Below are 23,231 nucleotides of genomic sequence, written 5' to 3' on the forward strand. Positions count from 1 at the left end.
TTTTATGCCCGGATTTGCGGCACATTCGTGCCAGAAATGACCAGCACCGCCCCGAATGTTCACGACACATTCTCTGACACTCGACCGAGCAGAAATTCCCGAGGGCTGGCAGAATTGCCTTTTGTTGTGTTCACAACGCTCGCCGAGCCAGGATTTCCCCATGCAAATGACCACCTCCCTGTTGATCGTCAACCCGTGTGACGAGGAAGAAGACAACATGGCCATGCTCGCCTGCCACAGCGATCAGGGTGAGATGTTCCTGATGAGCCGCTATCCTGACGAGGACGAGCTGGAGATCACCCTTGATGGCGAGCCTTCGACGCTGGACGGCGTGAAAGTGACGCTCAGCCCTACCCGGTTACTGATCGAAATCGCGGCGGCGGATGCGGATGCATTGAATGGCGATGATTCGCTGGAGATCATTCACAGTACCGATGCGAGTGATCTGGCTGAGGTGGAAGAAACGTTGCAGAACATTCTCAAAGGTACTGGCACCTATATCAGCCAGCTCTGAATTTCAGTAGCTGTACCGGCCTCGTCGCGAGCAGGCTCGCTTCCACAATCGATCGCGTTTTTTCCGACAGAACCCGGTCACTGTGGCAGCGAGCCCGCTCGCGATGAGGCCCCAATCAACGACACCACTCCCCGACCCGCACAAATTTCCAACACTTTCACCCATCTATTCCCGCACTTTGCACAAAATGCCGTTAGTCGCCGCCCCCCGCGATGGATTAAAGTAACGCCCCCAGCCCTGGCGTTATTCGAACGTCTTCGGTCACCTTTCCAGGAACAGTCATCGATGGAACATCGTGAAGCGCTGCTCGCGCTGCGAACCTTTCTTTCAACGCAGATTCTCGGCCAGGAAAAACTCATCGAGCGCTTGCTCATCGCCTTGCTTGCCGACGGCCACATGCTGGTCGAGGGCGCGCCGGGCCTGGCCAAGACCAAAGCGATCAAAGAACTCGCCGAAGGCATCGAAGCCCAGTTCCATCGCATTCAGTTCACTCCCGACCTGTTGCCTGCCGACATCACCGGCACGGAAATCTATCGCCCGGAAACCGGCAGTTTCGTGTTCCAGCAAGGCCCGATCTTCCACAACCTGGTGTTGGCAGACGAAATCAACCGGGCCCCGGCCAAGGTTCAGTCGGCGCTGCTCGAAGCCATGGGCGAGCGGCAGGTCAGTGTCGGGCGCAGTACCTACGAGCTGTCGCCGCTGTTCCTGGTGATGGCCACGCAAAACCCGATCGAGCAGGAAGGCACCTATCCGCTGCCTGAAGCCCAGCTCGATCGCTTCCTGATGCATGTGAAAATCGGTTTCCCGGACGCGGCGGTCGAACGGCGCATCCTGCAACAAGCCCGTGGCGAAGCCTTGAACGGCGAGACCAAGCCCGAGCGCCGGGTCAGCCAGCAGGCTATTTTCGCCGCACGCAAGGAAATCCTCGGTCTGTACATGGCCGACGCCGTGGAGGAATACCTGGTTCAACTGGTCATGGCCACACGCACCCCGGCCAAGTTCGACCCGGAGATGGCCGAGTGGATCGCCTACGGCGCCAGCCCGCGTGGCTCGATTGCCCTCGACCGTTGTGCCCGGGCCCACGCCTGGCTGGCCGGTCGCGACTTCGTCAGCCCGGAAGACATTCAAGCCGTGCTGTTCGACGTGTTGCGCCACCGCATCATTCTTTCCTTTGAAGCCGAAGCCGCTGGCATCGACCAGGACCGGGTGGTCCAGCGGATTCTCGACGTTGTAGCCGTCGCTTGACCCCGATGAACGCCATCCTGCCGCCCGAGCCGGGCATCCGCGTCAGCCTCGCCGAGCTGATCGAGATGCGCCATCGTGTGCGTGAAGTGCAGTTGTTTTCCACGCCGAGCCAGCGTAGCCCGCTGATCGGCCTGCACCACTCCAAGCTGCGTGGCCGTGGCGTGGACTTCGACCAGGTGCGGGTCTATCAGGCCGGCGACGACGTACGCAGCATCGACTGGCGCGTCACCGCCCGCACACAGGAGCCGCACACCAAGCTGTTCCATGAAGAACGCGAGCGACCGATTTTCATTATGGTCGAGCAAAGCCGACGGCTGTTTTTCGGTTCAGGGCTGATGTTCAAATCGGTGCTCGCCGCCCAGGCCGCGAGCCTGATTGGCTGGGCTGCACTCGGCCACAACGATCGCGTCGGCGGGCTGGTGTTCGGCGATACCGAACACTACGAAATCAAGCCCCGGCGCAGCAAACAGAGCCTGCTGCAATTTCTCAACCGACTGGTGCGTGTCAATCAGTCGTTGCACACCGAAAGCGAACAGAACCGCGATGCCCTCAACCTGGCCCTGCGTCGTGCCCGGGAGGTGCTGCGCCCCGGCAGCCTGGTAATCGTGATCTGCGACGAGCGCGCGTTGACCGAGGGCTCCGAGCAGCAACTGAGCCTGCTGTCCCGCCATTGCGACCTGTTGCTGCTGCCGCTGTCCGATCCACTGGACCACGCCCTGCCCGCTGCCGGCCTTTTGCGGTTTGTCGAACGCGGCGCGCAGCTGGAACTCGACACGCTGAATTTCGACTTGCGCCAGACCTACCGCGCCCAGGCTGAAGCGCGCATCGCCCATTGGGAATTGCTCGCGCAAAAGCTTCGCGTATTGTTGATGCCCCTGAGCACCCAGAGCGAGATGGTCGAACAACTGCGCGAGTACCTGAACCCGCAGAAGCCGGGGAAACATCGATGAGCAGCCTCGATCAACTGCAACCGCTGATTTCCCCTCCTCCACCAGGCTTCTGGCCACCCGCGCCGGGCTGGTGGTTGTTGCTGTTGTTGCTGCCGCTGATCGGTTTCGGCCTGTGGAAGGCGCGGCGCTTCCTGCCCAACAAGCGCCCCATCGTGCGTGCCGAACAACCGCTGGACCCGGTACGCCTCGCCGCACTGGCGGAACTGGCGTTGATGCCCAAACCGTACGACGGCGCACCGGCCGGCGCCTGGCTGCAGCAGCTCAACGGCCTGCTCAAACGCCTGTGCCGTAACCATTACCCCTACAGCCAGAGCCACACCCTCAACGGGCGCAAATGGCTGGCATTCCTCGACAACCGTTGCCCGGCCGCCGGCCTGACGCGCTGGATGGTGTTGGTCGAAGGCGCCTACAAACCCGAATGCAAACTCGACGACAAGGCCATCGCCGGCCTGACGCAAGCCGTCGACACGTGGATTCGCAAACATGTTTGAGTTCGCCTGGCCTTGGATCTTCGCCCTGCTGCCGCTGCCCTGGTTAATGCGCATCGTGCTGCCGGTGGCCGACAGCGGCGAACCGGCGCTCAAAGTCAGTTTCCTCAGCGACCTCGAAGGCCTGGCCCGGCGTCGCGCTCGGGCCAATCTGCCGGCCTGGCGCCAGCAAGCGCCGTTCATGCTGCTGTGGCTGTTTTTGCTGATCGCCGCGGCGCGCCCGCAGTGGCTCGGCGAACCGTTACCCATTGCCGCCAGTGGCCGTGACCTGCTGGTGGCGGTGGACGTTTCCGGCTCCATGGACTTCCCCGACATGCAGTGGCGAGACGATGAAGTCAGCCGCCTGACGCTGGTGCAACATTTGCTCGGTGATTTTCTGGAGAGTCGCGAAGGCGACCGTGTCGGCCTGATCCTCTTCGGCAGCCGGGCGTATCTGCAGGCACCCCTGACGTTTGACCGGCGCACTGTGCGGGTCTGGCTCGACGAAGCGCGCATCGGTATCGCCGGAAAGAACACCGCCATCGGCGACGCTATCGGCCTCGCGCTCAAACGCCTGCGCATGCGTCCGGCGCAAAGCCGCGTGCTGATTCTGGTGACGGACGGCGCCAATAACGGCGGCGAAATCGACCCGCTGACGGCAGCGCGGCTGGCGGCCAATGAAGGCGTGAAAATCTACCCGATCGGCATCGGCGCCGATCCCGAGGACAGCGGCACCGCAGCATTCCTCGGGATCAACCCGAGCCTGGACCTCGACGAACCTGCGTTGAAGGCCATCGCCGCCGCCACGGGCGGCCAGTATTTCCGCGCTCGCGACGGCAAGGAGTTGCAAGCGATCAAGGAAACTCTCGATCAACTGGAGCCGGTGACTCAACAACCGACCCAGGCCCGTCCGGCGCAGACGTTGTATCAATGGCCGCTGGCGATAGCGCTGCTGTTGAGCATGCTGCTGGTCATCCGCGAACGCTGGCCGGACAACCCGTTGCAGCGTCTGTTTACCAGGGATCTGTTCTTGCAGACACCATTGCCTGACTGGCGCCAACGGCTCAAGCGCCTGCGCCTGCGGAGGCGCCGATGAGCGAACTGTGGCCTTACTGGTTCCGCCCTTGGTGGCTGCTGCTGTTGCCGCTGCTCGGCTGGTTGCTCTGGCAGCTCTGGCATCGGCAGAAGCGCGCCGGTCGCTGGCAGATGATTCTGCCACCCGCCTTTCATTCCGCGCTGCTCAGTGGCGGCAACGGACGCGAGAGCAAACTGCCGTGGGTCGCGCTCGGCGTAGCGTGGCTGTTAACGATACTGGCGCTGCTCGGACCGAGCTGGGAGCGTGTCGAGCAAACCAGTCAGAAACCGGCCGACCCGCTGGTGGTTATTCTGGAGCTGACCCCGGAAATGCTCGCCACCGACGTGACGCCTAACCGGCTGGAACAGGCCCGGCGCAAGCTGTTCGACCTGCTGCAGAATCGCAGCGACGCGCAGACCGCCATTGTTGTCTACGCAGGCAGCGCGCACACGCTGGTGCCGCTGTCGGATGACCTCTCCACCAGTCGTAATCTGCTGGATGCGCTCAAACCGTCGCTGATGCCCCTGGCCGGCCATCGCGCCGACCTTGCGGTGAACAAGGCCCTTGCGCTGTTGACTCAGAGTGCCTTGGGTGACGGCAGGATCCTGCTGGTCGGCTCGTCCTTGACCGACCTGGAACGCGAAGGGATTCAGCAGGCGCTGGACGGCAAGTCGACAGAATTCCTGATGCTCGGCATCGGCACCGCCGAAGGTGCGCCAATCACGCAGGAAGACGGCAGTTTCCTTAAGGACGATCAGGGCGCAATTCTGGTCCCGCGCCTGGACGAGTCGAGCCTGAAAGCGTTCGTCAACGGCCTCGACGGGCGTTATCGCCATGGGGGGCTGGACGACGCCGACCTGCGCGCCCTCGGCCTGCTCGACGGTCCACGTCATCTGCGCAACGATGGCCAGACCTTGCGCCTCGATACCTGGGCCGATCAGGGTTACTGGCTGCTGTTGCCGTTGCTGCTGTTGGCAGCCTGCGCCGGTCGTCGCGGCTGGTTGTTCTGCCTGCCGTTGCTGTTCCTGTTTCCGCAACCGAGCTACGCCTTCGACTTTGAGGACTTGTGGCTGCGCCCGGATCAACAGGGGCTGCACCTGCTCAAGAAGAAGCGCCCCGCCGAAGCCGCGCAACACTTCGAAGATCGACAATGGCAAGGCGTCGCGCTCTATGAGTCCGGCGACTACAGCGGCGCCGCCCAGCGGTTCGCCGAAGGCAATGACGCCCACGCCCACTACAATCGTGGCAACGCGCTGGCAAAGAGCGGAGAGCTGGAAGCCGCGCTGGATGCTTACGAACAGGCGCTGGAACGTCAACCAGACCTGCGCCCGGCGCAGACCAACAAGGCCTTGGTGGAAAATCTGCTCAAACAGAAAAACACACCGGCCCCCGTCGAGCCGGACAAAACCGAAGGCGACGAGACCGGAACCCCGCAGGAACCGCCGCCCGGCGCCGCCACCCAACCGTCGAACAGTGGCGAACCGAAGTCCGACGCCCAGACGGCTACACCCGATGCGGAACAGTCGGATACGACAGCCCCGCGCCCCGGCACCAATGAAGTGCCCGGCAGTGAGTTGGGCGACGAACAAAGCACCACCCCGCCATTGCGCCCGGCCGGCGATGCCATCGATGGCGAACAGCGTCAGGCGCTGGAGCAATGGCTGCGCAAGATTCCGGATGATCCGGGTGAATTGCTCAGACGCAAATTCTGGTACGAACAGCAACAACATCAGGATCAGGAAAAAACTCGATGACCCGCTTCACCGCTTTCTTGCTTGCCATGTTTCTCTGGACAGTTCAGGCCCAGGCTGCGGGGCTGGTCGCCAGTGTCGATCGCAGTCGTCTGAACTCCGGCGAGACGGTCGAGCTGACCCTGGAATCCAACGACGTGACGCAGTTCGGCAAGCCCGACCTGACGGCGCTGGAGCCGCTGTTCGACGTTCGCGGCACCCGCCAGGTCAACCAGTTGACCACCATTAACGGCGACAACCGCGCCACCACCCGCTGGATCATCACCCTGCTGCCGCGCCAGAACGGCAGCGTGGTGATTCCCACGTTGCAACTGGGCGACGCGCAAAGCCAGCCGATTACCCTGCAAGTGGTAGAAAGCGAAACCCAGGACAGCAAGAACAAGCTGGCGCCGGTGTTCATCGACGCCAGCCTCGATCAGAGCAGCGTGTACGTGCAGGCCCAGGCGATCCTGACCTTGCGCATCTACCATTCCGTTTCGCTGTACGACGACAGCAGCCTGACCCCGTTGCAGATTCCCGATGCGCGCATCGAGCAACTGGGTGAGTCGCGGACATACGAAAAAGACATCAACGGCCTGCGCCATGGCGTGATTGAACTGCGCTACGCGATCTACCCGCAACACAGCGGCCAGTTGATCATTCCGGCGCAGATTTTCAGCGCCACGCTGGTCGACGCCCAGCCGGCCCAGGACGCCGAATCCCAGGTGCCGAAGTCTGGCAAACTGATGCGCGTCAGCTCGGCCCAACTGCCGCTGACCGTCAAGGCAAAACCAGCCACCTATCCGGCTGACGTGCCTTGGTTACCGGCCCGCAGCCTGAGCTTGAGCGAGAGCTGGAACCCTGAGCCGGATCACGCGCAGGTGGGCGATTCGCTGACTCGCAGCCTGACCTTGAGGGCGGAAGGCCTGGCCAGTTCTCAACTGCCCCCGTTGCCGGTGACCGATGTCAATGGCTTGCGCCGTTATCCGGATCAGCCGGTGCTGGTCAACCAGAACAGCGAGCGCGGCCTGATCGGCAGCCGTGAGGACCGTGAGGCGCTGGTGCCTGTTCGCGACGGTGACGTCGAGTTGCCGGCGGTGGAGGTCGTCTGGTGGAACACGTTCGAGGATCACCTGGAGCACACCAGCCTGCCGGCCCGGACCCTGCAAGTAGCGAACAATCCGGGATTGATGGTCGATAGCCCGGCGGGCATGCCGACGGTCATTTCCGCTGCCGACAACGAAGCACTCTGGTGGTGGAAACTCAGCACCGTGATGCTGGCCTGCACCACTCTGCTGGGCTTTGGCCTCTGGTGGCGCGCCCGCTGGCAACCGGCGATCCTGCGCGCAGCCCAGGCCGGCCCGAGCCCGCGCACCGTGCTCGACGACCTCAAGCGCGCCTGCCAGGCCAACGACCCCCACGCCACCCGTCAGGCCCTCGACGCCTGGGCCCGGCAACAACCGGAAACCCTGGCCGACATGGCGGCGCGATTTGTGCCGTTATCGGACGCGCTGGATGGTTTGAACGGGGCGCTGTACAGCGAAACTGGCCAGCATTGGCAGGGAGAAGAGTTGTGGCGCGCGATCAAGGCGATCCCGATTGCCGAGCGGGTTCATGATCCGGTCGGCGACAGTGGCCTGCCGCCGCTTTATCCGAAATAAACACTGCCCTGAGATGAAGAGAGCTTTTGTGGCGAGGGAGCTTGCTCCCGCTCGACTGCGCAGCAGTCGTAAATCAAGGCGACTCGGTGTATCAGAAAGATTGAAGGGGTCTGCTTCGCAGCCCAGCGGGAGCAAGCTCCCTCGCCACAGGTTTCGGCTTGATCAGATCCATCGAGCGATCAAATGTGTTTACCCGTAAACTCTCCCCCTTTTCGCCGCTGTCATTTTCCTCGCGGCTATTACCTCATTCCCTACGGAGCTCGCCTTGCGTCTGTTTCACACCTCCGACTGGCACCTTGGGCAGAACCTGCACGGCCAGGACCGTGATTTCGAGCACGGTTGTTTCCTCGAGTGGCTGTTGCGCCAGTTGAAGCTGGACCAGCCCGATGTGCTGCTGATCGCCGGCGACATCTTCGACACGGTCAATCCACCGGTCAAAGCCCAGGAGCGCCTCTACGACTTCATCGTCAGCGCCCATGAACAACAACCGAAGCTGACCATCGTGATGATCGCCGGCAACCACGATTCAGGTTCGCGCATCGAACTGCCCGCACCGCTGATGCGTCGTTTGCGTACCCACGCTCTGGGTCGTGTGTTGTGGCTGGATGACGGGCAGCTCGACGCCGAGCGTTTGCTGCTGCCACTGCCGGACGCCAAGGGCAAAACTGTCGCCTGGTGCCTGGCGCTGCCGTTCCTGCGGCCTGCCGAAGTGACCGGCGCGCATCTGGGCGACAATTATCTGCGCGGGATCGGCCAGGTTCATGAATGGCTGATCGAAGCCGCCAACGCCAAGCGCAAGAAGGGCCAGGCGCTGATTGCCATCAGTCATGCGCACATGGCCGGCGGCTCGGTGTCGGAAGACTCCGAGCGCAGCCTGATCATCGGCAATGCTGAAGCGCTGCCTGCCAGCCTGTTCGGCCCGAGCATCAGCTACGTCGCCCTCGGTCATTTGCACAAGCCGCAGAAGGTCAACGGTGAAGAGCGCATTCGCTACAGCGGCTCGCCAATTCCATTGTCGTTCTCCGAAATCGGCTATCAGCATCAGATTCTCGATATCCAGCTCGACGGCGAAACCCTGGTCAGCGTGGAGCCGAAACTGATTCCCCGCGCCGTGAACCTGCAACGCGTCGGCCCCGCGCCCTTGGCCGATATCCTCCTGCAACTTGCCGACCTGCCGAACATCGATCTGCTGGCGGATATTCAGCGTCAGCCATGGCTGGAAGTCCGGGTTCGCCTGGATGAGCCGCAACCTGATTTGCGCCACCAGGTGGAATCGGCCCTGCAAGGCAAAGCCGTGCGCCTGGTGCGCATCGCCGCTGAGTACGCGGGCAACGGCAGTCGCGATGGCGTCGATGACGGCGCCCCCCTGATCGAACTGGACCAACTCACGCCTCAGGAACTGTTCAGCCGCGCCTGGCTGGACAACTACGGCAGCGAGGTCGACGAGCAAACGCTGCAAGACTTTGCCGAGTTGTTGCAGGACGTGCAGATGGAGAGCGAACAGCCATGAAAATTCTCGCGATCCGCCTGAAAAACCTCGCCTCGTTGGCCGGGCCGTTTGAAATCGACTTCACCGCCGAACCGCTGGCCAGCGCCGGTTTGTTCGCGATCACCGGGCCCACCGGCGCCGGCAAAAGCACCTTGCTCGATGCCTTGTGCCTGGCGCTGTTCGGCGCCGTGCCACGACTGAGCAACGCTCAAGTGTCGGCCAAGGCGCCAGACGCCGACGGCGAGATCAGCACCGGCGACCCTCGCACACTGCTGCGTCGCGGCACCGGTGAAGGCTATGCCGAAGTGGATTTCGTCGGCATCGATGGCCGCCGCTACCGCGCTCGCTGGGAAGCCAATCGCGCCCGGGAAAAGGCCGGCGGCAAGCTGCAAGCCAGCCGTCAAAGTTTGCGCGACATCGACCTGGATCAGCTGCTGGCCAGTCAGAAAGTCGAGTTCAAGGCCCAGCTCGAATCCGTCCTCGGTTTGAACTTCGAGCAGTTCACCCGCGCCGTGTTGCTGGCCCAGAGTGAGTTCAGTGCGTTCCTCAAGGCCAATGACAACGAGCGCAGCGAACTGCTGGAAAAACTCACCGACACTGCGCTGTATACGCGCCTGGGTCGCCGCGCGTTCGACAAGACCAAAGAGGCCCGCGAAACCCACAAGCTGTTGCTGGATCAAGCCACCGGCGTCACACCGCTGGCGCCCGAAGCCCGTGCGGAGCTGGATGAACGCTTCAATGAGGCGCAGCAGCAACTCAAAAACCAACAGGCGCAACTCAAGCAATTAGAGCTGCAACACACGTGGCTGAAAGAGCTGCGCCAGTTGCAGGACGAACAGCTCAGCGCCACCGAACAACTGACCAGCGCCCAACAGGATTGGGAAAGCCTGGCCGGCGAACGCTTGAAGCTGACGCGCCTGGAACACCTGGCGCCCCAACGGCACCAGTTCGCCCGTCAGACCGAACTCAGTGCCCGCCTCACGCCGCTGGCTGAGCAGATTCAGCAGCACACCCGGCAAGAACAGGAGTTGCAGGCGCGTCAGACGCAACTCGAACACAGTCTGGGCGCCGCGCAAACCGCGCTGGTCGAGGCGCAAAGCCAACACACATCAAGTGTGCCACTGCTGCGTCAGGCCTTTGAGGCGCAAAGCACCCTCGCCCGCCTGATCAAGGACACCGGCCTCAGTGCCGACCTCAAGCAGCAGGCAGAACTGGCCTGCTCTGAAGGCCAACAGACAATCCAAGGTTTGCTCGATCAGCAGAATCGGGTCGCCGAGCGTCTGCAACGGATTGCTGCCGAGCTTGAGCAAAGCACCCATCTTGCGCCGCTCAGCGACGCCTGGAACGCCTACCGCGACCGTCTTCAGCAGTTGATGCTGATCGGCAATCGCCTGAACAAGGGGCAGGCCGAACTGGCGTCACTGGAACTCAACGCCAGCCGTGCCGCCGAAGAATGGGCCACGCAAAAACAAAACCTGGAAGTGCTCTACAAAGAGGCCGGCGCCGAGCCGGAAGCGGTGGCCGAACAGATCCAGTTGCTGGGCAATCTGTTGCAAGACAATCGCAAGCAACTGCGCAGCTTTGAGGAACTGACGCGTCTGTGGGCCAGCCAGCAGGAGCTGGACAAGCGCATCGCGGAACTGCAGCAACGCCAAACCATTGCCCAGCAGGAACGTGACCGCCTGACCCAGGACGGGGTGAAAACCAAAAACGAATTGACCGTCGCCGAACAGACCCTGACGGTGACTCGCGAACTGCTGGAACGCCAGCGCCTGGCCCGCAGCGCCAGCGTGGAAGAACTGCGCGAGCAGTTGCAGGATGATCAGCCGTGCCCGGTTTGCGGCAGCCTGGACCATCCTTATCATCAGCCCGAGGCGCTATTGCAAAGCCTCGGTCGCCATGATGAAAGCGAACAGGCCAACGCACAGAAAGCGGTGGATTTGCTCAAGGAAAAACTCACCGACCTGCGCACCGAAGTCGGCGGTGTGATTGCGCAACAAAAGGAGTTGCTGCAGCAGCAGGAACAGCTCGTCGCACAGCAGCAGAACCTGGCCCCCAGCCTCGATGCGCACCCGCTGTCGGCGCAGTTGTTCTCTCAGGACAGCGCAAAACGCGATGCCTGGCTGAACCAGCAAAACAGCCAGTTGAACCAAAGCATCACCCAGGACGAACAGCGGCAAACCGCCCTGCTCACCCTGCAACAGGACGCCGCGCGCCTTCAACAGCAACTGCGCAGTGCTGAAACCGCGAGCCTGCAGGCAGCCCAGCATCTGGCCAATCAGCAACGCGAACTAAGCAATGATCGCCAGCGTCTGGACGAAGAACTGACCGCGTTCAGCACCCTGCTCCCGGCCGACACACTGGACGCCTTGCGCAATGAGCCTGCCGCTACCTTCATGCAGCTCGACCGGCAGATCGCCCAGCGCCTGGAACAACTCGATCAGCAACGCGACGAACTCAGCGAACAGCAACAACGCCAGCAGACGCTGGAGAAGGAACAGGATCGTCAACTGACCCGCGTCCAGCAGCTGGAAGCGGCCCAGCAACAATTCTCTGCCCTCGCCGAGCAGCAACAGGCCTGCCAGCAACAACTGACGCAATTGCTCGGCTCCCACAGCAGCGCCGAACAGTGGCAGCAGCAGCTGGATCAGGCTGTCGAACAGGCGCGCCATGCCGAAACGGCTGCGAATCAGGAACTGCAATCCGTACGCACACGGCTGGTGCAACTGGCGGCGGAACTGAAAGCGCAGCAAGACCGCCTGATCGCCCTGGAAGCCGAAGACCGCGAACTGAACACGAAGATCGCCGACTGGCGCGCCTTGCATCCGGAACTGGATGACGGCGGCCTGGAGCAGTTGCTGAGCGTCGACGACCAACAGGTCAGCGAACTGCGCCAACGGTTGCAGCACAACGAAAAAGCCATCGAACAAGCCAAGGTGTTGTTACAGGAGCGCGATAAACGCCTGACCCTTCACCAGGCGCAGCACAACGGCAATCTCGATGCCGAGCAACTGGCTACCGCCCTGAACGAACTGCAAGGCCAGTTTGCCGCCAGCGAGCACCGTTGCGCCGAACTGCGCGCTGAACAGGCCGAGGATCAGCGCCGACAAAACGCCAATCAGGCGTTGACCCAACAGATCGCCGACGCCTACACCGAGTACCAGCGTTGGGCGCGCCTGAATGCGCTGATCGGTTCCGCCAGCGGCGACACCTTCCGCAAGATCGCCCAGGCCTACAACCTCGACCTGCTGGTGCATCACGCCAACGTCCAGCTACGGCAACTGGTGCGGCGCTATCGCTTGAAGCGCGGCGGCAGCATGCTCGGGTTGCTGGTGATGGACACCGAGATGGGCGACGAACTGCGCTCGGTGCATTCGTTGTCCGGCGGCGAAACCTTCCTCGTCTCCCTGGCACTGGCATTGGGCCTGGCGTCGATGGCGTCGAGCACGCTGAAAATCGAATCGCTGTTCATCGACGAAGGCTTCGGCAGCCTTGACCCGGAATCCCTGCAACTGGCCATGGATGCCCTCGACGGTTTGCAGGCGCAGGGCCGCAAGGTCGCGGTGATTTCCCACGTTCAGGAAATGCACGAACGGATTCCGGTACAGATTCAGGTCCACCGCCAGGGCAACGGTCTGAGTACGCTGGAGGTGAAATGAATACGCTGTACTCCTTCCGCCGCTGCCCGTACGCGATGCGGGCGCGGATGGCCCTGCGTTACTCGGGGGTTGCGGTGAACATCGTCGAGGTCAGCCTGAAGGCCAAGCCTGCCGAGATGCTGGCGCTGTCGAGCAAAGGCACGGTGCCGGTGCTGAGTGTGGACGGTGGAGTGATCGATGAAAGCCTGTCGATCATGCGCTGGGCGCTGGCGCAGCACGATCCTCAGGATTGGTTGCTCACCGGGGATCCTGCGGCGCAAGCGCAGATCGCTGCGCTGATCGAAGAGAACGATCAGGCGTTCAAGGTGCATCTGAATCGCTACAAGTACGCCGAGCGTTACCCCGAGCAGCCGATGGAATTTTATCGCGCTGAGGGCGAGGTGTTCTTGCGCAAGCTGGATGAGTTGCTGGAGGGGCGCGACTATTTGTTGGCGAACCATCCGAGCCTGGCGGATGTGGCGCTGATGCCGTTCATTCGGCAATTCGCCCATGTGGATCGCGAGTGGTTCGGGCAGACGCCCTATCGGCGTTTGCAGGCGTGGTTGCAACGGTTTTTGGAGTCAGACCTGTTCAGCGCAATTATGGCCAAGTAGCCCCCCCTGTGGCGAGGGAGCTTGCTCCCGCTGGGCTGCGAAGCGGCCCTTCTATTCGTCAGCCACATCGAGCTTCTGGATTTACGACTGCTTTGCAGCCGAGCGGGAGCAAGCTCCCTCGCCACAATCGACCGCGTCGGTTCGCGATTCAAGCAAACACCTCACACATCTGCAGCACCGAGCAATCAATCTGGAACGGCCCGAAGAAATCGCCTGGGCGTTTCATCGGCGGATTACCGGCCAGCAGGCCCAGAGCCTTGGCGGTCTGGATGTTGTGAGCCATGTTGTGATTGGCTTCGATCGACCGCGCGACAGAGCCTGCGGAGGCTTGCCCGATTCCCAACAGGGATGAGCCATTGGTCATGAACGCCAGCAAGGCGATGATCCAGAGTCTGACCCCTTTCATGCCCCTGCCACTCCCGCCACGTCTGCGTGATCGACCACGGCGTTTTGCACACGGTGTTCGAACTGGATGGCGGGATAAGCGACCTGAATCGGTGCTTCGAATTCGTGCTGCGATTGCGCGGTAATGCTGACGACCGACACCAGCGCCACGTAAAGACCGATGGCCAGGTAGGCGCCGTATTTGGCTGAAGTGAGGATTGTGCTGGCCATGATGTTCTCCGTGGGCATGTTTCAGTGCCCACAGAATCGATCAAAAAAGCCGTGACAACCACTCAAGGTTATCCATAGTAAGCATCAGCTTCGTTGATCATTAAGCCAGTCTATTTCAGCCTTCAATAAAACTAATCATGCGCTCACGCGCTGCGTCGGGCTCGCCTGGGATGGGCGTTGCTGCCGATAAAATGGGGGTCGAATAGAGGAACAGAAGTGCCACGGCCAGACGCATCGCCATGCTGTCGATCCTTTTTATTAGAGAAGGAGTCAATAAGTCAGCGTCAAATTTAAACTCATGGCTATGTGATATCAAGCAATGCATTGATAGCAATATGATGCTGTCGTAAACGCGTTATGCAGGAGCGACATCACTCAGGCGTTCTCGAAGCTTTTCAGCTTGATCGGCGCAAGTGACTTCGCTCCTGCATAAAGGGTGCAGGGCCAGGCTTTCAGGCTTGGGTTTTGTGATCCAGCGCGGCGTAGAAGTTGGCGCTCTGTTGCAGGTATTTCTGGGTGTAGCTTTGGGTGTGGGATTTTTTGTCGCTGATTTCAACGTTGGCGCTGGCAGGCAGAGCAACGGTGGCAGAAATAGCGGAAGCGGCGATTACAGAGAAAAGATTGAAGTTCATGGCGGTATTCCTCGAAGTCAGTTGGCTTGCTTGCCCGGTGGGGCCGTGAAGCAAACTTAACCGTCGAGGCTGGCGCCTTGAAATCTTTTGTAGCATTAGCAGATATCAGCGTCATTAATAGAAGGAGGCAGGCCCCATCAACCGGGGCCTGCGGCCTATTGACGCACCACGAACTTGAGGTCGCTCGGGGCATCCATCGGCAGTTTCTGCACGGTTTTACCCAGCAGACCGCTCTTGGCATCGCGTTCGACCACGACAATCTGGTTGCTCTTCTGATTACCGATCAGCACGAAGCCGCCACTCGGGTCGAGGCTGAACTCGCGCGGGTGATCACCTTCCACCGAACGGCGTTGCAGCTCCTTGAGGTGGCCGGTGGCTGGGTCGATGGCAAACACCAGCAGCTGATTGGCCGTTCCGCGATTGCTGACATAGAGGAACTTGCCATCCCTTGAGGCATGCAACGCCGCGGCCGCCTTGTCCGACGTCGGTTGCCCGGCCGCCAAATCGACCATCTGCGTTTGCTCGAGCGTGCCGTTCCGGTAATCGAACACAGCGACCTGCGCACTCATTTCCATGGTCAGCCAGGCGTGCTTGCCGTCCGCGCTGAACAGCAAGTGCCGCGGCCCGCTGCCGGGCGGCAATTGAACCGACGCCGGTGTCGCCGGGGTCAACGGCAAGTCCGGGTTGCCCTTCGGATCGAAACGATAGACGAAGATCTTGTCCGCCCCCAAATCATTGGAGAACACAAACTTGCCATCTGGCGAGGACACCGTCGAATGCACATGTGCCGACATCTGCCGTTCGGGGTTGACCCGGCTGGACGGGTGACTGCTCATCTGAACGACGGTTTTGAGCTTGCCATCGGCGCCCACCGGCAACACCGCCAACGTGCCGCCCGGATCTTCAGCCACGGAGTAATTGCTGACGAACAAATGGCTGGCATCGCCGCTGAGGCTCGAATGGGTCGGCTCGTTGCCCAGGCTCTGCACCTGATTGATCAGGCTCAGTTCATGGGTCTTCGAATCGATCGCATAACTGCTGACGCGCCCGACCGGGTCTTTCTGGCCAGGGCCGTTTTCGTTGACCGCGAACAGATAGCGCTGATCGTTGGACAGGGTCAGCCAGGACGGGTTTTCACTCTTGACCACCTGCAGGGGCCTGGCGTCGATCTGCCCGGTGGCGCTGTCGAAATTCAGGCGGTAAATGCCCTGGCTCTGGCCGGCGGTGTACGACCCCACCAACAACTGATATTGATCGGCCGCTGCCGTCTGAACGCCCATGGCGCCGACGCTGCCAGCCATCAACAGTGGCCAGAGATTACGCATCCTCATTCACTTCATCCTCGTCATCATCACCGCGGAAAGCGGTCATGCACACCAACCGATGCTCTCCGGAATTGCCGGTGATGACCCAGCTCTGCAAGGCAGGATCAAAGATCGCAGCCTGGATCTGCGCCGGGGTGAACTCCCAACGTTTTGCGGCACGGCCGTCCATGCATTCGATGTGCAGGTTGTCGTCTTCATCGAGGGAGAATTCAAAGGCATGCAGCCCGTCGATTTCCACCATGTCGCAGTGTTCGAGGGTGCTGAGCAAGGTGTCGGTTGAGGCAGTCATGGCAGTCAATCTTTGAAGGGGAAAGACGCAATGATAGCTTAATGTGGGGTTGCCTGAGTCGGGCGCAGAATGCATGTACACCCCGAACAACTGTGGCAGCGAGCCTGCTCGCTCCCACAGTGATGGGTGTTTAGCCGTTAGAGGGCCTCACGCGAAGGCTGGCCATCCACCAACCGCTGAATGCGCAGCGGATTGCCATTCTTCAAAGCCTCCGGCAGCAAGCTGTCCGGGTAATTCTGGAAGCACACCGGCCGCAGGAAACGGTCAATCGCCAGCGTGCCCACCGACGTGCCACGCGCATCGGACGTCGCCGGGTACGGGCCGCCATGGACCATCGAATCACACACCTCGACGCCAGTCGGATAGCCGTTGAGCAGGATCCGTCCAACCTTCTGTTCCAGCAACGCCGTCAACTCACCGAACTGTATGAAATCGTCCAGCTCGCCAATGATCGTCGCCGTCAGTTGCCCGTGCAACCCGTTCAACGCGGCGCTGAGTTGCGCCTGATCCGCCACTTCGACAAACACCGTGGTCGGGCCGAAGACTTCCTCTTGCAGCACCTCGTCGCCATTGATCAGCAGGCTGACATCAGCCTTGAACAGTTGCGGCCGGGCCTGGTTGCCCTGTTGCGCCTGGCCGGCCAGATGCTCGATGCCCGGATGCGCGAGGAGTTTTTGCAGGCCTTTGCCATAGCTGCTCAACGTCCCGGCATTGAGCATGGTTTGCGCCGGCTGATCGTTGATCAACCCCGCCACCTGCTGCACGAATGCACTGAACTGCGGCGAGCGAATGCCAATTACCAGGCCAGGGTTGGTGCAGAACTGGCCACAGCCTTGAACCACCGAAGCCGTCAGGTCACGGGCGACGGTTTCAGCCCGGGCTTCCAGCGCCTGCGGCAACACGATCACCGGGTTGATGCTCGACATCTCGGCGAACACCGGGATCGGCTGCGCACGGGCTGCAGCCATGTCGCACAAGGCTCGACCACCCTTGAGCGAACCGGTAAAACCGACGGCCTGGATCGCCGGATGCTTGACCAGCGCTTCACCGACCCCGCCGCCGTAAATCATGTTGAATACACCGGCCGGCATGCCGGTTTTTTCGGCGGCGCGGATGATCGCATCCGCAACCTGCTCGGCCGTCGCCATGTGACCACTGTGGGCCTTGAACACCACCGGGCAACCGGCGGCCAGGGCTGAAGCGGTGTCGCCACCGGCAGTGGAAAAGGCCAGGGGGAAATTGCTCGCGCCAAACACGGCAACCGGGCCGAGGCCGATGCGGTACTGACGCAGGTCGGGGCGTGGCAACGGCTTGCGATCCGGCAATGCCCGATCGATCCGCGCACCATAGAAATCACCGCGACGCAGGACCTTGGCGAACAGGCGCATCTGGCCACTGGTGCGACCGCGTTCGCCTTGAATGCGCGCTGCGGGCAACGCGGTTTCGCGGCAAACCACGGCGACAAATTCATCGCCCAAGGCGTCGAGTTCGTCGGCAATGGCATCGAGAAATTGCGCACGGCGTTCGGCACTCAAGCTGCGAAACGCCGGGTAAGCGGCAGCGGCAGACGTGGCGGCGGCATCCACTTCTTCCGGCGTGGCCTGGAGGAAATCGTAAGGCAACGCTTCGCCAGTACTGGCGTCGATGCTCTGGAGTTTGACGGCGCCGGCGGCACTGCGCTGGCCGCCGATGTAGTTGTGACCAAGAATCCGGGTCATGCATGTCTCCTTAAAGAGTGCCGATGGTGCCGGGCTCGAACGCCGCTGCAACCGGTGCAATACCGTTGATCAACGGTGCGCCGAACTCGGCCTGACTGATTTCGAACACGTCACCCGGTCGGGTGCGGATACCGTCGGCAAAGGACAGGGTCGCGGTGCCGAAGAAGTGAATGTGCACGTCCCCCGGACGCAGGAACTGGCTGTATTTGAAATGGTGGTACTCGAGGTTTTCCAGGCTGTGGCACATGTTGGCCTCGCCGCTGAGAAACTCGTTCTGCCACAGCACTTCGCCGTTACGCAAAATGCGGCTGGTGCCCGCCAGATGTTCCGGCAGTTCACCGACCCGCAATTCCGGGCCATAACTGCAACTGCGCAATTTCGAGTGGGCCAGGTACAGGTAATTCTTGCGTTCCATGACGTGGTCGGAGAACTCGTTGCCCACTGCGAACCCGAGGCGATACGGCTTGCCATCGTGGCCGATGACGTAGAGGCCGCTGAGCTCGGGCTCTTCGCCGGCGTCTTCAGCGAAGGGTGGCAGCGGGAACGGATGGCCGGGGCGCACGACGATGCTGCCGTCACCTTTATAGAACCACTCTGGTTGTACGCCGGCCTGCCCCGTTGCCGGTTTGCCACCCTCCACGCCCCATTTGAAAATGCGCATGGTGTCGGTCATCGCCGCTTCGTCGCCGGCCTGCTGATGCATCTTGTCCCGCGCCGAGGCGCTGCCCAAATGGGTCAGGCCGGTGCCGCTGACAAGCATGTGCGCAGGGTCCGGATGGTCCAGCGGTGGCAGGATGCGCAGTTCGGCCAGCAGTTGTGCGTAGTCATGGCTGATGCCCAGGCCCAGGGTTCGTACCTGCTGCTCAAGATTGACGCCGGCCTCGATCGCCGCCAGTGCCACATCGCGCACCGTGCGCGCGTCTTGTACTTCACGGACCCGATCGTCCTCGACCACGCCGACGCGGCGCTCGCCGTTAATCAATTCGAATTGAACCAGACGCATGAGACTTCTCCTATTGTTCAGAACACCACGGCCCTATGGCAGCGGCGGTGATTGTTTCTTTCTTGTCAGGTGCGGGTGGCACCACGTGCGCTGGCAGCAAACTGGTCGGCCGGCAGCACATGCTTACGCTCCAGCAACCGATAAACCACGCCGGTCAACACCAACCCGAACACCATCACCCCCGAAAGGAAGTACAACCCCGACGCCAGGTTCCCGGTGTATTCCTTCAGCGCACCAATCACGAACGGGCCGATGTAGCCGCCGAGGTTGCCCACCGAGTTGATCAACGCAATCCCCGCGGCCGCGCTGGCGCCGGCAAAGAACCGGCCCGGCAAGGTCCAGAACACCGCCGTGCAGGAGAACAGAGCGAACGCCACCAGGCACAACGCCGCCAGTTGCAGCACCGGCACCGTCAGCCAGGCGCTGAGGAACAGGCCGATGGCACCCAGCACATAGAGCACCGCCAGGTGGCCGTAGCGATCATTCAAGCGATCGGAACTGCGCGGAATGATCAGCAAGCCGATGATCCCGAAAATGTACGGCACCGATGACACGAAACCGGTGACCAGGTCGGTGCCGCCGAACTGTTTGATCAGCGTCGGCAGCCACAGGCCGAGCCCATAAATGCTCAGGGTCACCGGCAGATAAAACAACGCCAGCAGCAACACGCGTTTGTCCTTGAGTGCATGCAACGGATTGCCATGTCGGGTCTGGCCGTATTCTTCCAGGTCTTTTTTCAGCTCGCCGGCCAGCCAGTCTTTCTCGGGCTGATCCATCCACTTCACCTGTTGCGGACCATCCGGCAGCCAACGCAGCACCGGCCAGGTCAGCAGGATCGCCGGGGTGCCGATGACGATGAACAGCCACTGCCAGCCATGCAGGCCAAGAATGCCGTCCATACCCAGCAGGCCGCCGGACACCGGGCCGGTGATCAGCATGGCGATCGGTTGGGACAGGATGAACAAGCCGAGGATCTTGCCTCTATGGCGAACCGGGAACCATTGGGTGATGTAGTACAGAACGCCCGGGAAGAACCCGGCTTCGGCGGCGCCCAGCAGAAAGCGCATCACATAAAAGCTGTGCGGTCCCTGGACGAACGCCATGCCGATGGTGATGGCACCCCAGGTGACCATGATCCGCGCAAACCAGCGCCGTGCGCCAAAGCGCTCGAGCATCAGGTTGCTGGGGATTTCCAGCAGGAAGTAACCAATGAAAAACAACCCGGCCCCGAGGCCGTAAGCCGCGTCGCCGATACCGATGTCGGCGCCCATGTGCAGCTTGGCGAAGCCTACGGCGGAGCGATCCACATAGGCGATCAGGTACAGCAGGATCAGGAAGGGAATCAGTTTCAGCGTGATGCGACGTATAAGCCGCAGTTCCTGGCTCATGAGATCGGTCTCCGATTGTTGTTGTTATAGAACCTCGGGGGACACCTCTCGCGGAAAACCGCCAGGGCCATCCCTCCGTTGAGCCCGACTATATAGTAATACTATTTAAGCAAGCAACACTTCCAAAGCGGCGAAATTGCGCTTATGTTACACCTCAGCTCGAACAATATAGTCATACAATAAGAGAATCGATCATGTCTGATAAGAAACCCACCCTGCGCTCCGCCCAATGGTTTGGCACGGCCGACAAGAACGGCTTCATGTACCGCAGCTGGATGAAGAATCAGGGCATCGCCGACCACCAGTTCCACGGCAAGCCGATCATCGGCATCTGCAACACCTGGTCGGAACTGACCCCGTGCAACGCGCATTTCCGCCAGATTGCGGAACACGTCAAACGCGGCGTGATCGAGGCCGGTGGTTTCCCGGTGGAATTCCCGGTGTTCTCCAACGGTGAATCGAACCTGCGCCCGACCGCCATGCTCACCCGCAACCTGGCGAGCATGGACGTTGAAGAAGCCATTCGCGGCAACCCGATCGATGGCGTGGTGCTGCTGACCGGCTGCGACAAAACCACCCCGGCCTTGTTGATGGGCGCAGCCAGTTGCGACGTGCCAGCAATCGTGGTCACCGGCGGGCCGATGCTCAACGGCAAACACAAGGGCCAGGACATTGGCTCGGGCACCGTGGTCTGGCAGCTCAGCGAACAGGTCAAGGCCGGCACCATCACCATCGATGACTTCCTCGCCGCCGAGGGTGGCATGTCCCGCTCCGCGGGCACCTGCAACACCATGGGCACCGCGTCGACCATGGCCTGCATGGCTGAAGCGCTCGGCACTTCCCTGCCCCACAACGCGGCGATACCGGCGGTGGATGCGCGCCGTTATGTACTGGCGCACATGTCCGGCATGCGTGCAGTGGAGATGGTTCGCGAAGACTTGCGGCTGTCGAAAATCCTCACCAAGGAAGCCTTCGAAAACGCCATTCGTGTGAACGCGGCCATTGGCGGTTCGACCAACGCGGTGATCCATTTGAAAGCCATCGCCGGGCGCATCGGCGTCGAACTGGACCTGGACGACTGGACCCGCATCGGTCGCGGCATGCCGACCATCGTCGACCTGCAACCGTCCGGGCGTTTCCTGATGGAAGAGTTCTACTACGCCGGCGGTTTGCCTGCGGTGCTGCGTCGCCTCGGCGAAGCCAACCTGATCCCCAATCCAAATGCCTTGACCGTCAACGGCAAGACCCTCGGCGAAAACACCAAGGACGCGCCGATCTACGGCCAGGACGAAGTGATCCGCACCCTCGACAACCCGATCCGCGCCGACGGCGGTATCTGCGTATTGCGCGGTAACCTTGCGCCGCTCGGTGCCGTACTCAAACCGTCCGCCGCCAGTGCCGAATTGATGCAGCACCGCGGGCGCGCGGTGGTGTTCGAAAACTTCGACATGTACAAGGCGCGGATCAACGACCCCGAGCTGGACGTCGATGCCAACTCGATTCTGGTGATGAAGAACTGCGGACCGAAGGGTTATCCGGGCATGGCCGAAGTCGGCAACATGGGCTTGCCGGCCAAACTGTTGGCGCAAGGCGTGACCGACATGGTGCGCATTTCCGATGCGCGCATGAGCGGCACGGCGTATGGCACGGTCGTTTTGCATGTGGCACCGGAAGCGGCGGCCGGCGGGCCTTTGGCGACAGTGAAGGAAGGCGACTGGATCGAGCTGGACTGCGCCAATGGCCGGCTGCACCTGGACATTCCGGATGCGGAACTGGCGGCGCGCATGGCCGATCTGCAACCGCCGCAAAACCTGATCGTCGGCGGGTATCGCCAGCTGTACATCGACCATGTGCTGCAGGCGGATCAGGGGTGTGACTTTGACTTCCTGGTCGGTTGCCGTGGTTCCGAGGTGCCACGCCACTCGCACTAACCCCCTGAGAACTCTGCAACCGCAACAGAACCTGTGGCGAGGGAGCTTGCTCCCGTTGGGCCGCGAAGCGGCCCCAATACTCACACCTGCGTTTTCTCAGACAGGCTCCCTCGCCACAAGGCATTCGCAGATTTCGAATCTGATGAATGCCCGCCACGCCTGCTATCATGCGCGGCACCTCCATCGCACAGGATCGCGCCGTTCCCCATGGATTACCGCAAACCCTCCGACCGCAAAAGCATGCACTCGCGCATCGTCCAGGAACTGGGCATGCAGATTGTCTCGGGACGCTTCAAGCCGGACGACAAGTTGCCCGCCGAAGCCCTGTTGTGCGAGGAATACGCGGTCAGCCGGCCGGTGCTGCGCGAAGCCACTCGCGTGTTGGTCGCCAAAGGCCTGGTGTATTCCCGTCCGCGAGTGGGCACAGTGGTCAAGCAGCGCAAGGAATGGCACATGCTCGACCCGGACGTGCTGCACTGGCTGATGCAAAGCAGCCCGCAGAATCAGTTCTTCGATTTGCTGACCAGTGTGCGCAGCATCATCGAACCGGCAGCGGCGGCCCTCGCCGCGCAGTTCGCCACCGACGCGGACATCGCCTCCATCGGTGAAGCCTACCAACGCATGGAAGCCGCGCCGACGCCTGAAGCCCTGTTGCAACCGGACCTGGACTTCCACAGCCGCATCGCCGATGCCACCCACAACGACCTGTTGGCGAACCTGTGCAACATGCTGTCGGTGGCGATCGCCGAAGCATTGAAGCACTCCAACCAGCGTCCGAATCTGCATGAGCTTGCACTGCCACGGCACAAGGCGATTCTCACGGCCATCGAGAACCGCGATGCGCTGGGTGCACGGCACGCGACGCTGGTGCAATTGGATGATGCGCGCAGTGCGCTGAATGTGGTGTTGGGCGCCGATTCGTCATAAAAACGCGATCCCCTTGCAGA

21 protein-coding genes are annotated in these 23,231 nt (G+C 61.6%); 12 read left to right on the plus strand and 9 right to left on the minus strand.

Going from position 1 to position 23,231, the window contains the following annotated elements:
• The first annotated feature begins 160 nt into the window (after positions 1–160).
• From B723_RS22775 to B723_RS22820, 10 genes are all read left to right on the plus strand, one after another.
• Positions 161–514 (plus strand): hypothetical protein, encoded by a 354-nt coding sequence (locus B723_RS22775; RefSeq protein ID WP_017338463.1) that lies wholly within the window; start codon positions 161–163, stop codon positions 512–514.
• Between the two features lie 285 nt (positions 515–799).
• On the plus strand, positions 800–1,759 hold the full coding sequence (locus tag B723_RS22780; protein WP_008150800.1) for an AAA family ATPase: 960 nt from the start codon (positions 800–802) through the stop codon (positions 1,757–1,759).
• Between the two features lie 5 nt (positions 1,760–1,764).
• Positions 1,765–2,709, plus strand: a complete 945-nt coding sequence (locus B723_RS22785; RefSeq protein ID WP_017338462.1) for a DUF58 domain-containing protein — start codon at positions 1,765–1,767, stop codon at positions 2,707–2,709.
• A complete protein-coding gene (locus B723_RS22790) occupies positions 2,706–3,200 on the plus strand; it encodes a DUF4381 domain-containing protein (RefSeq protein ID WP_017338461.1) in 495 nt (164 codons plus the stop codon). Before B723_RS22785 ends, B723_RS22790 begins: the two co-directional genes overlap by 4 nt.
• The gene (locus B723_RS22795; RefSeq protein WP_017338460.1) at positions 3,193–4,272 is read left to right on the plus strand and encodes a vWA domain-containing protein; all 1,080 of its coding nucleotides are present in this window, start codon (positions 3,193–3,195) and stop codon (positions 4,270–4,272) included. Before B723_RS22790 ends, B723_RS22795 begins: the two co-directional genes overlap by 8 nt.
• The gene (locus B723_RS22800; RefSeq protein WP_017338459.1) at positions 4,269–6,005 is read left to right on the plus strand and encodes a tetratricopeptide repeat protein; all 1,737 of its coding nucleotides are present in this window, start codon (positions 4,269–4,271) and stop codon (positions 6,003–6,005) included. Before B723_RS22795 ends, B723_RS22800 begins: the two co-directional genes overlap by 4 nt.
• Positions 6,002–7,642: a BatD family protein gene (locus tag B723_RS22805; RefSeq protein WP_017338458.1), complete on the plus strand. Its 1,641-nt coding sequence runs from the start codon at positions 6,002–6,004 to the stop codon at positions 7,640–7,642. The genes B723_RS22800 and B723_RS22805 overlap by 4 nt, the downstream gene beginning before the upstream one ends.
• Before the next feature lie 265 nt (positions 7,643–7,907).
• The gene (locus B723_RS22810; protein WP_017338457.1) at positions 7,908–9,152 is read left to right on the plus strand and encodes an exonuclease SbcCD subunit D C-terminal domain-containing protein; all 1,245 of its coding nucleotides are present in this window, start codon (positions 7,908–7,910) and stop codon (positions 9,150–9,152) included.
• Entirely contained in the window at positions 9,149–12,790 is a 3,642-nt protein-coding gene (locus B723_RS22815) for an AAA family ATPase (protein ID WP_017338456.1), read from the plus strand. The genes B723_RS22810 and B723_RS22815 overlap by 4 nt, the downstream gene beginning before the upstream one ends.
• A complete protein-coding gene (locus B723_RS22820) occupies positions 12,787–13,383 on the plus strand; it encodes a glutathione S-transferase (RefSeq protein WP_017338455.1) in 597 nt (198 codons plus the stop codon). Before B723_RS22815 ends, B723_RS22820 begins: the two co-directional genes overlap by 4 nt.
• Positions 13,384–13,531: 148 nt before the next feature.
• On the opposite strand, the gene B723_RS22825 is transcribed toward B723_RS22820, so the two are convergent.
• From B723_RS22825 to B723_RS22860, 9 genes are all read right to left on the minus strand, one after another.
• The gene (locus B723_RS22825; protein WP_017338454.1) at positions 13,532–13,789 is read right to left on the minus strand and encodes a hypothetical protein; all 258 of its coding nucleotides are present in this window, start codon (positions 13,787–13,789) and stop codon (positions 13,532–13,534) included.
• A complete protein-coding gene (locus B723_RS22830; protein WP_017338453.1) occupies positions 13,786–13,998 on the minus strand; it encodes a hypothetical protein in 213 nt (70 codons plus the stop codon). The genes B723_RS22825 and B723_RS22830 overlap by 4 nt, the downstream gene beginning before the upstream one ends.
• 115 nt (positions 13,999–14,113) lie before the next feature.
• On the minus strand, positions 14,114–14,239 hold the full coding sequence (locus tag B723_RS33940; RefSeq protein ID WP_017338452.1) for a hypothetical protein: 126 nt from the start codon (positions 14,237–14,239) through the stop codon (positions 14,114–14,116).
• Positions 14,240–14,450: 211 nt separating this feature from the next.
• Positions 14,451–14,630, minus strand: coding sequence for a hypothetical protein (locus B723_RS22835; RefSeq protein WP_031318838.1), 180 nt, complete (start codon positions 14,628–14,630; stop codon positions 14,451–14,453).
• 155 nt (positions 14,631–14,785) lie between these two features.
• Positions 14,786–15,955 carry a lactonase family protein gene (locus tag B723_RS22840; RefSeq protein ID WP_017338450.1) on the minus strand — a complete coding sequence of 390 codons (1,170 nt, stop codon included), beginning with the start codon at positions 15,953–15,955 and terminating at the stop codon, positions 14,786–14,788.
• Positions 15,948–16,244, minus strand: coding sequence for a DUF5629 family protein (locus B723_RS22845; RefSeq protein WP_031318834.1), 297 nt, complete (start codon positions 16,242–16,244; stop codon positions 15,948–15,950). The genes B723_RS22840 and B723_RS22845 overlap by 8 nt, the downstream gene beginning before the upstream one ends.
• A 137-nt stretch (positions 16,245–16,381) precedes the next feature.
• Entirely contained in the window at positions 16,382–17,962 is a 1,581-nt protein-coding gene (locus tag B723_RS22850; protein ID WP_017338448.1) for an aldehyde dehydrogenase (NADP(+)), read from the minus strand.
• Positions 17,963–17,972: 10 nt separating this feature from the next.
• Positions 17,973–18,965: an AraD1 family protein gene (gene araD1, locus B723_RS22855; protein WP_017338447.1), complete on the minus strand. Its 993-nt coding sequence runs from the start codon at positions 18,963–18,965 to the stop codon at positions 17,973–17,975.
• A 65-nt stretch (positions 18,966–19,030) separates the two neighbouring features.
• The gene (locus tag B723_RS22860) at positions 19,031–20,353 is read right to left on the minus strand and encodes an MFS transporter (protein ID WP_017338446.1); all 1,323 of its coding nucleotides are present in this window, start codon (positions 20,351–20,353) and stop codon (positions 19,031–19,033) included.
• 194 nt (positions 20,354–20,547) lie between these two features.
• Here B723_RS22860 and B723_RS22865 point away from each other — a divergent pair, with 194 nt between their 5' ends.
• Together B723_RS22865 and B723_RS22870 are read left to right on the plus strand one after the other, a co-directional pair.
• Positions 20,548–22,284 (plus strand): IlvD/Edd family dehydratase, encoded by a 1,737-nt coding sequence (locus B723_RS22865; RefSeq protein WP_017338445.1) that lies wholly within the window; start codon positions 20,548–20,550, stop codon positions 22,282–22,284.
• A gap of 207 nt (positions 22,285–22,491) precedes the next feature.
• Positions 22,492–23,211, plus strand: coding sequence for a FadR/GntR family transcriptional regulator (locus B723_RS22870; protein WP_017338444.1), 720 nt, complete (start codon positions 22,492–22,494; stop codon positions 23,209–23,211).
• Positions 23,212–23,231 lie beyond the last annotated feature (20 nt).

This window comes from Pseudomonas fluorescens NCIMB 11764 (assembly GCF_000293885.2).
Taxonomy (GTDB): domain Bacteria; phylum Pseudomonadota; class Gammaproteobacteria; order Pseudomonadales; family Pseudomonadaceae; genus Aquipseudomonas; species Aquipseudomonas fluorescens_B.